Annotated in this window: 11 protein-coding genes and 4 tRNA genes; 2 read left to right on the forward strand and 13 right to left on the reverse strand. The window is 63.8% G+C overall.

What is annotated here, in order from left to right; all coding sequences use genetic code 11:
- Positions 1 to 112: 112 nt before the first annotated feature.
- The 9 genes from dnaB to ACMPH2_RS08860 form a co-directional block, all read right to left on the reverse strand.
- A complete protein-coding gene (dnaB, locus tag ACMPH2_RS08820; RefSeq protein WP_417119241.1) occupies positions 113 to 1,498 on the reverse strand; it encodes a replicative DNA helicase in 1,386 nt (461 codons plus the stop codon).
- Positions 1,499 to 1,931: 433 nt separating this feature from the next.
- Positions 1,932 to 2,444 (reverse strand): 50S ribosomal protein L9, encoded by a 513-nt coding sequence (gene rplI / locus ACMPH2_RS08825; RefSeq protein WP_062531517.1) that lies wholly within the window; start codon positions 2,442 to 2,444, stop codon positions 1,932 to 1,934.
- 58 nt (positions 2,445 to 2,502) lie between these two features.
- Positions 2,503 to 3,522, reverse strand: a complete 1,020-nt coding sequence (locus tag ACMPH2_RS08830) for a hypothetical protein (protein WP_417119242.1) — start codon at positions 3,520 to 3,522, stop codon at positions 2,503 to 2,505.
- Positions 3,523 to 3,551: 29 nt separating this feature from the next.
- Positions 3,552 to 3,824 (reverse strand): 30S ribosomal protein S18, encoded by a 273-nt coding sequence (gene rpsR, locus ACMPH2_RS08835; RefSeq protein WP_009278267.1) that lies wholly within the window; start codon positions 3,822 to 3,824, stop codon positions 3,552 to 3,554.
- Between the two features lie 43 nt (positions 3,825 to 3,867).
- Positions 3,868 to 4,410, reverse strand: a complete 543-nt coding sequence (locus ACMPH2_RS08840) for a single-stranded DNA-binding protein (protein WP_062531807.1) — start codon at positions 4,408 to 4,410, stop codon at positions 3,868 to 3,870.
- A 48-nt stretch (positions 4,411 to 4,458) separates the two neighbouring features.
- A complete protein-coding gene (gene rpsF / locus ACMPH2_RS08845) occupies positions 4,459 to 4,752 on the reverse strand; it encodes a 30S ribosomal protein S6 (RefSeq protein ID WP_009278269.1) in 294 nt (97 codons plus the stop codon).
- Between the two features lie 320 nt (positions 4,753 to 5,072).
- Positions 5,073 to 6,257: a DUF4013 domain-containing protein gene (locus tag ACMPH2_RS08850; RefSeq protein ID WP_417119243.1), complete on the reverse strand. Its 1,185-nt coding sequence runs from the start codon at positions 6,255 to 6,257 to the stop codon at positions 5,073 to 5,075.
- Between the two features lie 158 nt (positions 6,258 to 6,415).
- Positions 6,416 to 6,505 (reverse strand) — tRNA-Ser (locus ACMPH2_RS08855).
- A gap of 42 nt (positions 6,506 to 6,547) precedes the next feature.
- Positions 6,548 to 6,638, reverse strand: a tRNA-Ser gene (locus tag ACMPH2_RS08860).
- A gap of 166 nt (positions 6,639 to 6,804) precedes the next feature.
- On the opposite strand from ACMPH2_RS08860, the gene ACMPH2_RS08865 reads away from it, so the two are divergent.
- Positions 6,805 to 7,590, forward strand: coding sequence for a trimeric intracellular cation channel family protein (locus ACMPH2_RS08865; RefSeq protein ID WP_062531521.1), 786 nt, complete (start codon positions 6,805 to 6,807; stop codon positions 7,588 to 7,590).
- Between the two features lie 87 nt (positions 7,591 to 7,677).
- Here the strand turns inward: ACMPH2_RS08865 and typA are convergent, their stop codons facing one another.
- The 4 genes from typA to ACMPH2_RS08885 all read right to left on the reverse strand — a co-directional run bounded on the left by typA (position 7,678) and on the right by ACMPH2_RS08885 (position 10,482).
- Positions 7,678 to 9,516 carry a translational GTPase TypA gene (typA, locus tag ACMPH2_RS08870; RefSeq protein WP_072500311.1) on the reverse strand — a complete coding sequence of 613 codons (1,839 nt, stop codon included), beginning with the start codon at positions 9,514 to 9,516 and terminating at the stop codon, positions 7,678 to 7,680.
- A 139-nt stretch (positions 9,517 to 9,655) separates the two neighbouring features.
- Positions 9,656 to 10,111, reverse strand: a complete 456-nt coding sequence (locus tag ACMPH2_RS08875) for a hypothetical protein (protein ID WP_417119244.1) — start codon at positions 10,109 to 10,111, stop codon at positions 9,656 to 9,658.
- Positions 10,112 to 10,245: 134 nt separating this feature from the next.
- Positions 10,246 to 10,321, reverse strand: a tRNA-Ala gene (locus ACMPH2_RS08880).
- 84 nt (positions 10,322 to 10,405) lie between these two features.
- Positions 10,406 to 10,482: transfer RNA gene (locus ACMPH2_RS08885), tRNA-Ile, on the reverse strand.
- Positions 10,483 to 10,632: 150 nt separating this feature from the next.
- Between ACMPH2_RS08885 and ACMPH2_RS08890 the strand changes: the two genes are divergently transcribed.
- Positions 10,633 to 11,127, forward strand: coding sequence for a bifunctional nuclease family protein (locus ACMPH2_RS08890; RefSeq protein ID WP_417119271.1), 495 nt, complete (start codon positions 10,633 to 10,635; stop codon positions 11,125 to 11,127).
- Positions 11,128 to 11,171 lie beyond the last annotated feature (44 nt).

Consider the following 11,171-nt stretch of genomic DNA (forward strand, 5'->3'; position numbering starts at 1 on the left):
GTCTCCTTCTTGGGTTTCCGTGCTTACCGGCCAATTATACGGCAGCGGGGCGCGGACGCCCGCACCGCCCTGGGGACGGAGACGGGCCGCAGGATGTTCCGCCGCGCTGCCGCTAGCCCTCGTGATGCCTGTCCACCTCGACGAACTTGGTCGAGCCGGGCAGGAACATGAGCGGCACGATGTCCAGGGGTCCCGAGCGGTTCTTCGCGATGATGAACTCCGTGACGTTGAAGTCGGGGCGGTCGGGCCTCTCCGCCTCCTCCTCGGTCATGGAGCGGTCGAGCAGTATGACGATGTCGGCATCCTGCTCGATGGAGCCGGACTCGCGCAGGTCCGAGAGCTGGGGACGCTGCCCCTTTCGGTCGGTCACCTGACGGTTGAGCTGCGAGAGGGCCACGACCGGACACTCGAGGTCCTTGGCCATGATCTTGATGCCGCGCGACATCTCCGAGACCTCGGTGGCGCGGGAGTCGGCGCGCTGGCGTCCCGAGGGGGGCGAGAGGAGCTGCAGGTAGTCCACCAGCACGATGCCGTTCTCCTTGCCCTTGAGCATGCGGCGGGCCTTGGCACGAATCTCGGTCACGGTGGTTCCCGGGGTGTCATCGATCATGATGTCCAGGCGCGAGAGGTCGCGCGTGGCCTCGAGGATCGTGGGCCACTGGTTGTCCTTGATGCGGGCGCCGCGGATGTCCGAGAGGGGAATCTTCGCATAGGCCGAGAGGAGCCTCTGCGCGATCTCGACCTTGCTCATCTCGAGCGAGAAGAAGGCGACCGAGGCGCCGTTGGCCGCGGCGTTGGTTGCCAGGTTGAGCGCGAAGGAGGTCTTTCCCACGCCTGGGCGCGCGCCGATGACGATCATCTGGCCCGCCCGGAGGCCCTGGAGCCTTCGGTCTATGCCGGGATACCCGGTGAGGACGCCCAGGGTGCCGTCGGGGTTGAGACAGGCTTCCCCAAGCTCGTTGTAGAGGTTGCCCATGACCTCCGAGAGGTCCGAGTAGCTGTCGCCTATCTCCCTGCTGGTCACGCCCAAAAGAAGGTTCTCGGCGGTATCCACGACCTCCTTGGTGTCCTCGGGAGCGTCGAAGGCAAGGGCGGTGATCCTCGCCGACGCCGCGATGATGGCGCGCAGGGTCGAGTCCCGGTGCAGGATCTCCGTATGGTGGCGCCAGCTCGCGAGCGAGAGGGAGTCCTCGTTGAGCTCGAGGAGGTAGGCCATGCCACCCACCTTGTCCAACTGTCCCGCGCTCTTGAGGTAATCCGCCATCGAGATGGGGTCCACGGGCTGGGCGCGGTCGAACATCTCGTTCATGGCGTGGAAGATTGCGCGGTGGGAGTAGAGGTAGAAGTCCTGTTCGTCCAAATCGACGAGGCACTCCTGGAGGACGTCCTGCGAGAGCAGCATGGCCGAGAGGACCGACTTCTCGGCGGCTCGGTCCTGCGGCATCGTCACGTCGGCGCGGGGCATCGAGGGATAGTCGTCGTACGTTGCGTCGGGCATGGCTTCTCCTAGCGTCGGCTGCGTGGGCATGGTAGCGCATCCAGACGCGGCCAGATATGTCAAACAGACCCGTCAACAGGGCATTGTTGATAGCTATTCCCCACTAGCGGGGCTTTCACCATTTTTCACAGTTTTCGACAAAATTGGGATTATTTTGCCAACGGAGTTTTCTACATCCACGCCCCCACCCTGCTTATTAGACAACCAGCATGACCATGTGCGGCTTTGTGACATAGGTATGCGTAATAGATGAATAATTGCAGGTAGATGATTTGTCTCTTTGTTTCGTTTACAAAGAGGAGGGGTCCCGTGGCCTTCCGCCATGGGACCCCTCTTGTGGTTCATTTTGTGGCCAAAGGCCTCCGCTTGCGCCCACTAGCTGCGATTCGTGTTGATAACACCAGCTAGTGGGTGCTGGGCGGACCAGCGAGTCCTACTCGCCGGCCTCCTCGACCTGGACCTCCTCCTCGGCCTCGGCAGGCTCCTCGACGGGAGCCTCCTCGGTCACGCCGACGAGGACCGTCACGACGGCGTTGATCTCGCGGTAGAGGTTGATCTCGATCTGGTGCCTGCCGGCGGTCTTGATCGCGGCGCTGCGCACGAGGCGCTTGCGATCGACCTCTACGCCGAGCTGCTCCTTGATGGCGGCGACGATCTGGGTGCCGGTCACGGAGCCAAAGAGCTGGTCGTTCTCGCCGACCTTGGCGGCGACGGTGACGGACTTGCCGTCGAGCTGGGCCTTGGTCGCCTCTGCATCGCCGATGCGCTTCTCCTCGCGCTTCTCGATGTTGTGACGGCGCTCCTCAAGCTGCTTGATATTGCCAGGGGTGGCAGGCTGGGCGATCTTGCTGGGGAACAGGAAGTTCTCCGCATAGCCCTGGGCGACCTCTACGATGTCGCCCTCTCCGCCCTTGCCCCTGAGCTCATCCAGAAGGATGACTTTCATGGGAACTCCTTTTGTTGGTCGGCCTAGGCCGACTCCCTGCATTGAGCCCTGCAGGCGCCTAACCCACGCTGGTGCGTCTTCGCGGAAGTCCGCGGAAGTTCGCGACGAGGTCGACGGCGCCGACGGCGCTCACGATTACAAACGACAGTTCGAGCCAGGCGGCCACCAGCACGGCGACTGCCTGGGTGGCGACACCAGCGTCCCTCCTCTTGAGGAAGCCCACGGCGACGGCGCAACCCTGCAGGAAGAGGACCACCCGCGCAGCGGCGAGGAAGTTTCTGCCAGCAAGGCCGATGCCCGCCGGAAGGCCGGTCAGCCGCGATGCGGCCACGCTCAGGGCGAGGCCGACCACGAAGGCCGGCAGGACCCAGAGGGGAGCGTCGAAGTTCGCCAGGGGCGTCCTCCGAGGCCTTAGCCCCCTACCGCGCAGCCACGCGTCCCTCCCGAGCTTCGAGGAGGCCGCGAGGAGGCCACCGCTCGCCAGGTAGGCGAGTGGCCAGTAGGTCCTGACGAGGAAGAGGGCGTGTCCGACCTCTTCCCGAAGCGCCAGGCTCTGCGAGCCACTCGTTGCCGCGACTATGGAAGCCGCATAGGCCTCCATGGAAGCGGGGACGCTCATCCCTTGCGACGCCGCGACGGCGGCGCTGGAACCCAGTGTGACCGCAGCAGAGACGAGGACCAAAACACAGGCCCTCGACGCCGTGATGCCCGTCTCGTCCGCAAGGAGGACGAGCGCCAAGGCGCTGGCCAGTGCGGGCAGGGCGGTCACGAGGCGAGGGGGGTCGTATGCGGCAGCCGCGAACGATGCCGCAGCGAGGGCAGCCAGGAAGGCAAGGAACGCCTTTCTCGTCCTTCCCTCCCCTGCAGCACAAGAGAGCCCGAAGGCCACGAGTGCGGCTGCGAGCGACGTGCTGAGTACAGAGACCGCCCCTCCCAGAATCGCCCAGGAAAGCCCCTGTGAGGGCAGGTTCGCAAGAACCCGCCTCAGGTTGGGACCAACGCCCGGTCGCATCCCGTTGGAGGCATCCAACAGGCCCTTGTCTGCCCGAGGGATGAAGCTATGGCTCGTCTCGCCCACGTGGTGTCGTCTTTGCTCGGACGGCCCGGTTAGCCGCGGTTACGCCCGCCGCGGCTGGAAACCACGGGGACGGAGTAGGGCAGAAGGGCCATCTCGCGGGCGCGCTTGATGGCGACCGCGATGTCGTGCTGATGCTGCGTGCAGGCGCCAGTGACGCGACGGGGCTTGATCTTGCCGCGGTCGGTCATGTACTTGCGAAGGAGCTGGACGTCCTTGTAGTCGATGAACTCGACGTCCTCCTTGCAGAACTGGCAAAACTTGCGACGCGGCTGGCGCTGTTCGACTTGCCTTTGCTTAGCCATGTCTTAATGCCTTTCTTTGGCGGCGATACCGCCCTAAGTGAAGCTAGAACGGGATGTCCTCGTCGTAAACGTCCGTCTGGGGCGGATTGGGCACGGCGGGACGAGGGGCCTGGGGCTGGACGGGAGCGGGTGCCTGGGCCGGAGCAGGGGCGGCATAGCTGGGCTGCGCCTGCTGGTACCCGCCCTGGGGCTGGTAGGAAGGCTGCTGCTGATAGCCGCCCTGGGGCTGGTACCCCTGGGATCCACCCTGCTGCTGGGCGTTCCTGGACGAGAGGAACTCGACCTCGTCCACCACCACCTCGATCTTGCTGCGCTTCTGGCCGTCGCGCTCCCACTGGCTCCAGCGAAGCTTGCCTTCAATGGCAACCTTCGAGCCCTTGGAGAGGAAACGGCTGAGCGGCTCGGCACGGTTGCCGAACACGACGCAATCGATGAAGTTGGGAACGTCCTCCCACTCGCCTTGGGCGTTGCGACGCCGGTCGTTGACGGCGACACCGAAGGAGAGGATCTGCATCCCTCCCTGGGTGGCCCTCAGCTCCGGGTCACGCGTGAGGTTGCCGGAAATGTTCACCCTGTTGATGCTCACGTTGCTCACTGCCTCTCATTCGCAGGCGTGCTGCCTGCGCTTCCATGACTAGTCCCTGTCGCTGCGGCGCACGACCATGTGGCGCTTGACGGCATCGTTGATGCGCAGAACTCGGTCGAGCTCGGCGATCTGGGTGGGGTCTGCATGGAAGTTGATCAGGGTGTAGTCACCCTCAGTGAGGTTGTCAATCTCAAAGGCGAGCTTGCGCTTGCCCCAATCCTCGACGTTGTCGATGGTGCCGCCTGCCTCGGTAACAGCGACGTCAATACGCTTCATGACGCCAGCGCGAGTCTCCTCGGTGGCTGCGGGATCGACAAAGTACAGCAGTTCATAAGCCTTCATGTGGTCACCTCCTCTGGGCTAAACGGCTCCGGAACGTGAAGGTTGCATCCGGAGCAGGAAAGGTTCGGTGTGGAATCGTAACACAGGACTTGGGCCTGGCCTGCGTGTTTCCCCCCACACCCTCAGGCTCCCATACACTCCCCACATCAAGGATGTCCCTACTAGCTGGCAGCTGGCCCTCTCCCAACTGCCAGCGTGTGCAATGGGTGAGGGTCGCCTCGCAGGTAGGTCATGTCGTGGGAGGTGGCAGCAAGCGCCGGCAGGTCAGCTCTTCTCCACCAAATGGGCATACGCTCGAATGGAATGGGTGTTTTCTGCCGTTATTCGCCTGGCTCGACCTCGTCCCCCTGCAGTCTGATGCCAGCGACGCCGTCCTGTGTCGCATCGCCCCTAGGGCTAGGGGAGCTCAGATCTATGACCTCCACGCCAGCATCTTCCTCTGAGCCTTCCCTTCCGTCCTTGTCATCCGAGACGGAAGAACCCGGAACCTCCAGCTCCGAGGTCAAACCCGCCGCGGGCGCCGGCGTCGAACTTGAATCGCCCGGGACCGGGGAGGCCTCATCCCCTGGCATGAAATCTGACGAGGCGGCAGACGCGAGGGCGCAGGCGCCAGTGCCCGAAACGCCCTCGGGCGATGGCGCATCGGTAGAAGCCGTGGGCTCGATGGCGAGGTCCCCTGGCACCACGGGGGACACAACGGGCACAGCAGGCGGCACAGGGACATCAGGAAGCGGGTCAGAGCTGGACCCCCAGGAGGGGACGTCGAACTGACGAAGCCAGAGCGCGAGCATGTTGTATTCCATGAGGTTGACGAAGCTGTACGCAACGAGCACCAGGTAGACCATGACTATGATGGTGGGGAAGAAAAGCCCCGAGAAGGTCTGGTATCTGAGCATGACGTCCAGGGGGACGTCCACGCCTTCCGTGGCCCCGAACACGGAGAGGGCCGAAAAGGCAAACGCGACCGCCATTATCACGGCGAAGAGGGCGACCACGAACCAAATGACGACGTCCATGAGGAAGACGGCGAGGATGATCCTTCCCAGCCCGACGGGGTCCCTGCGAATCATGTCGATGATGCGGTTGACCTGATAACCAGCCTTGAAGTCCTGATAGATGGCCGCTCTCAGGGCACAGAGCGAACAGATGACGCCGACGGCCAGGTCAAGTGCCATGAGGATGAGACCGAAGGGATGTTCCTCGAACGACTGGGCAAAGAGCATCCTCAGGGCTGCCCAAAGGCAGACGAGGCCGAGCGCGGAGACGAGGCCTCTCCATCCGCTGGAGATGCACTCCCCCACCCTCACGTCCTTCTGCTTTGGAGCCGAGTCGACGCCCCAGGCGGTGAGCCGGGCCCATTCGAGTCCGTAGCCAGAGGTCCCAAGCATCCCCACGATGGGGACGAAGCCTGCCACGCCCATGACCAGCAGGACCTTAGCCCAGCCCTTGTCGCGCGTGAGCAGCCCCCATGCCCTGGACCAATATGAAGCGCTGTCGTGTGCCATGAGGCCCTCCCATCGCAAAGGCGTCCGCAGAAGGTCGCGCCTGGGGTCTGTCAGGGCCACCTATTGCTGAATATATAGGATATACGCACGTTTCCGACAGCCGAAGCCGCCATGAAGGCACAAAAAAGACCCGCCACCAAGGGCGGGTCTGCAAGTTCTGGCGGAGGAGGAGGGATTCGAACCCTCGTAGCCCCGAGGGGCTAAACGGTTTTCGAGACCGCCGCATTCAACCACTCTGCCACCCCTCCGAAGGGTGTGAAAGCGGCGCCCGGAGGCGCCGCTGGAAGTTCTGGCGGAGAGTCTGGGATTTGAACCCAGGATACGCTTTAGGCGTATACACGATTTCCAATCGTGCTCCTTCGGCCACTCGGACAACTCTCCCTGAAACCGCACGCGCAAGTATACCTTACTTCCCCGGGCAGCGCGACAGCCAATTTTTCTCCATCTGCGAGGCCAAGGGGACGTCCCATCGTGTGGAAGGAGGAACGGGCGCCATCACGCGCTACCATAGGCGCCTGACCGCAACGACGACATAAAAGAGGGGCGCATGGTTCCTGAGTTCTTCTCATCTGCCGCAGGCAACGCACCCGCGAGCATCCCTGTATGGCTCGACCTCACCGCCGTGATGGTGGGCTCCCTCACGGGGGTGCTCGTCGCTAAGGAACGCGACCTGGACCTGGTTGGCTACCTCGCGCTGTCCGTGCTGGGAGGCCTGGGCGGAGGACTCGTGCGCGACACCATAATGCAGGTGGGCGACGTCTACATGCTTCGCTCCACCCTCGCCATCCCCGCTGCCGTCCTCACGGGAATCATCGGCTTCCTCTTCTCGGGGTCGCTCCACCGCTTTCCACGGCTGCTCGCCTGGACGGACATCATCTCGGTCGGGCTCTTTGTCGTCGCGGGCACGGACAAGGCCCTCGTCTACGGACTCACCCCCTGGGCCTGCGCCCTCATGGGCACGATCACGGGAGTAGGCGGCGGCATGATGAGGGACATAGCCCTGGGAGACACGCCGCGCATCTTCCTGAGGAGCAACCTCTATGCCCTCTGCGCCCTGGGAGGCTCCTTCGCCTATTGGATCATGGCCTCGGTGGCACACGTCAACCAACCCTGGGCGACCATCCTGGGGGTGCTCGTGGTGGTGGGGCTTCGCATGTGGTCGCTCCGATTCAACGTGCTCTCGCCAGCTGGCGTGGACCTCAGCCCCACCGTGGGCAAGGTCGCGCGCGAGGTCTACACACGCGCCGCAGCACGTGGCCAGGAGGATGCGGAGGTCTATGTGCGCCGCTATGCGCGGGCGAAGTTCAGCCGCGAGGAGGACGACAAGCGATAGGGCAACCAACTGACGCGTGACGAGGGGCGCCGACCGATCCCTTGGGCGGCGCCCCTCGTCTGCGCCTGCTGCGCATGAGCCCCTGCGCTACTTGTCCACCATGCCGTGACGCACGCGCCACTTGCGACGCTCGGTCTCGTTGAGGATGCGCTTGCGCAGGCGGATGTTCTTGGGGGTCACCTCGACGAGCTCGTCGTCCATGATGTACTCCAAGGCCTCCTCCAGGGTGAAGGTCCTGGGGGGCGTGAGCTGGACGGCGATGTCCGCCGTGGAGGAGCGCTGGTTGCCCAGGCTCTTGGTGCGGGCGATGTTGACCACCATGTCACCGGGCTTGGACCTCTCGCCCACCAGCATGCCCTCGTAGCACTCGGTGCCAGGCTCCACGAAGAGCTGCCCTCGCTCCTGGAGGGTTCCCAGGGCGTAGGCGACGGCCTTCTCCGTCGACATCGAGATCATGGCGCCGTTCTGGCGTCCGCCGATCTCTCCCGCATAGGGACCGTATTCGAGGAAGGTGTGGTAGAACACCGCCTCGCCGTGGGTGACGTTGAGGATGCGGTTCTTGAGGCCCATGATGCCGCGGGTGGGGATCTTGAACTCGAGGTGGGTCTGGGTGGTGCCGGCGTCCATCTGGGTCATCGTGCCCCCGACGTTGCCAAAGAGCTCGATGACCTTGCCCGCGTACTCGCCAGGACATTCGACGACGGCCTGCTCGACGGGCTCGACGCGGTTGCCGTCCTCGTCCTTCTTGATCAGGACGCGGGGTCGGCCCACCTGGAACTCGAAGCCCTCGCGCCTCATGTCCTCCATGAGGACGGAGAGGTGCAGGATGCCGCGGCCGGCGACCTCGACCCCGGTCTTGTCGGGAAGCTCCTCGATGCGCATGGTCACGTTGTTCTCGCGTTCCTGCTCGAGGCGCTCCTTCAGCTGACGACCACCCACGATGTCCCCGTCGCGGCCGACGAGGGGCGAGGTGGACGGCTCGAAGACGATGGCAAGGGTCGGGGGGTCGATCTCGATGGGGTCGAGCTCGACGGGGTTCTCGGGGTCGGTGTAGACGTCTCCGATGTCGGTCGAGTCGACGCCCACGACGGCAGCGATGTCCCCGGCGCCGACCTCCTGGCACTCGGTACGTCCCAGGTAGTCGAAGGTGAAGAGCTGCTTCACCTGGCTCATGGCACGGGAGCCGTCGTTCTTCACCACTAGAATCTTGTCGCCGTCGTGGATGGTGCCCGAGTAGATGCGACCGATGCCGATGCGACCGACGTACTCCGAGTGGTCGATGGTGACGCACTGCATCGCGAGTGGTCCCTCGACGTCCGCGTCGGGAGCGGGAAGGGAGTCCACGACCATGTCGAGCAGGGGTAGCATGTCCTGGTTGCCGTCATCGGGGTCCAGGCGGGCGAAGCCGTTGGCGGCGGAGGCATACACGACGTGTTCCATGGCGAACTCGAGCTGGTCGTCATTGGCCCCGAGGTCCATCATCAGGTCGAGGCAGGCATTGAGGGCTCGCTCGGGGTTGGCAGCGTCCTTGTCGATCTTGTTCACACAGACCATGATCTTGAGACCTGCGTCGATGGCGTGGCGCAGGACGAAGCGGGTCTGGGGCATGGGACCCTCGGCAGCGTCCACCAAAAGCACCGCTCCGTCGGCCATCCTGAGCACGCGCTCGACCTCGCCGCCAAAGTCGGCGTGGCCGGGAGTGTCTATCACGTTGATCTTGACGCCCTTGTAGTCGATCGAGATGTTCTTTGCCAGGATGGTGATGCCGCGCTCGCGCTCCTGGTCGTTGGAGTCAAGGATGCGCTCCTCGACCTGCTGGTTCTCGCGGAAGGCGTCGGTTGCCTTGAGCAGCTGGTCGACCAGGGTCGTCTTGCCGTGGTCTACGTGGGCGATGATTGCGATGTTCCTGATGTGCTCCTGGAGCATTTGGGCCTCTCGTTCGACGTACGTTGCATAGATGCGAGAGACTTTACTGCACGAGCGCCATACGTTGTGCGCACTGGCCGAAAAGCGCTTGCACTCCACGCAAACTGCCGCTTGGGACGCACAAGAGGGCGAGGGAACGCTAGATCAGCGGCTCGAGCTCGCCGGCGGGTGCCGGCTCCGTCCAACGGAAGCCGTCGCCCTCTCCCCTGCCCTCGAAGTAGGAGAACGCGGAATAACTCTTGTATCCCCTCTCGCCAAACTCGAGCATGAGGGCATCCTGGTAGGAGCCATCGTCGTCCCCCACAGCACCCTCGTAGGCGAGCGCATAGCGCACGGGAAGGCCGAGCCCTGCCTCCTCGTCACCCATGGCATGACGAAGCTCGAGGACCTTGCTTCGTGCCGCCTCGATGCACTGCTCGATTCCGTCGTCAGAGAACTCGTACGAGCCTGCGTTGCCGTCCTCGTCCTGGACCACGAGCAGCACGTTGACCTCGTCACCGGACGCCAACATGTCGAAGGCGTCGCCCATGAGGGTGCTCGAGAGCACATCGAGCTCCGACGAAACCCCGTCGCGCCTGCACTCGTCTGCTGCCATGGAGAAGGTCCTTCCGTTCGCGTCAGTGTCCCGTCGATGGTAGCGCAAGCCCGAGCTGTCCTGCCAAGGGGGCAGGGACCAGGCATTGTTCCGAGAATAAAAAAGCCAGGGACGAGTCCCTGGCCGGAGTTGCATGGTGGAGACGATGGGGTTCGAACCCACGACCTCAGGCTTGCAAAGCCCGCGCTCTCCCAGCTGAGCTACGTCCCCGTGTTGCGCGGCGGCCTGCCCCATCTAGAGTAATAAACGCCCCAGCGGCGACTCGGCTGCGCTGGGGCGTTTATTTTCAAGAAATGGTGGGCCCGACAAGGTTCGAACTTGTGACCTCCCGGTTATCAGCCGGACGCTCTGACCAACTGAGCTACGGGCCCAACGCAAGAAGAGATAATACCTGCTGCCCGATGGCCGGTCAACAAAAAAGTTTGGTCTTTGCGATTTCCCTCACATTTGGGGAGAGGCGTCGGCGTCTGGGTACCATAGCTACACAAACAGGTACGAGGAAGTGCGACGACGTGAAGAGAATGGACATACAGACGATCGTGGTGGGCGGCGGGCCCGTCACCTCGCTCATAGTCCTCAAGACCAGGACCGCGGGCAGGGACGAGGAGCCCATACAACTTCCCATACAGGTCGGTCCCATAGAGGCGACCGCCATAAGCATGGGCATCGGTGACGAGCACCAGGGGCGCCCCCTCACCCACGACGTAATGGCGCGCACCATCCGCGAGCTTGGAGCCACGCTCGACGCGGTAGAGATCGTGGACGTCCATGACACCACCTTCTACGCCAACCTGCTCCTCACCGCCCCCAACGGCAGCCATGTCGAGGTGGATGCCCGCCCCTCGGACGCCATCGCGCTCGCGGTTCGGATGGACGTGCCACTCTTCGCGGACGAGCACGTGCTCGAGGCTGCGGCGCTGCCCGACTTCCAGGGAGTCAGGCGAGAGGAGGAAGAGCAGGAGATGGAGCGCTTCCACGACTTCGTCGAGTCCATCTCGCCTGAGGACTTCGACTAGTAGACCCAACGGCCTCCGGACTCGGAGCGTCGCGCCAGGAACTT

This window comes from Olsenella phocaeensis, assembly GCF_048189965.1.
GTDB lineage: Bacteria > Actinomycetota > Coriobacteriia > Coriobacteriales > Atopobiaceae > Olsenella_I > Olsenella_I phocaeensis.

Coding starts and splice junctions, on each gene's coding strand:
- rpsR (WP_009278267.1), bottom strand. CDS start 3,824: ATGGCTAAGCAAAGGCAAGTCGAACAGCGCCAGCCGCGTCGCAAGTTT.
- ACMPH2_RS08865 (WP_062531521.1), top strand. CDS start 6,805: ATGGTTCCTGAGTTCTTCTCATCTGCCGCAGGCAACGCACCCGCGAGC.
- ACMPH2_RS08850 (WP_417119243.1), bottom strand. CDS start 6,257: ATGGCACACGACAGCGCTTCATATTGGTCCAGGGCATGGGGGCTGCTC.
- ACMPH2_RS08875 (WP_417119244.1), bottom strand. CDS start 10,111: ATGGCAGCAGACGAGTGCAGGCGCGACGGGGTTTCGTCGGAGCTCGAT.
- dnaB (WP_417119241.1), bottom strand. CDS start 1,498: ATGCCCGACGCAACGTACGACGACTATCCCTCGATGCCCCGCGCCGAC.
- ACMPH2_RS08890 (WP_417119271.1), top strand. CDS start 10,633: ATGGACATACAGACGATCGTGGTGGGCGGCGGGCCCGTCACCTCGCTC.
- rpsF (WP_009278269.1), bottom strand. CDS start 4,752: ATGAAGGCTTATGAACTGCTGTACTTTGTCGATCCCGCAGCCACCGAG.
- rplI (WP_062531517.1), bottom strand. CDS start 2,444: ATGAAAGTCATCCTTCTGGATGAGCTCAGGGGCAAGGGCGGAGAGGGC.
- typA (WP_072500311.1), bottom strand. CDS start 9,516: ATGCTCCAGGAGCACATCAGGAACATCGCAATCATCGCCCACGTAGAC.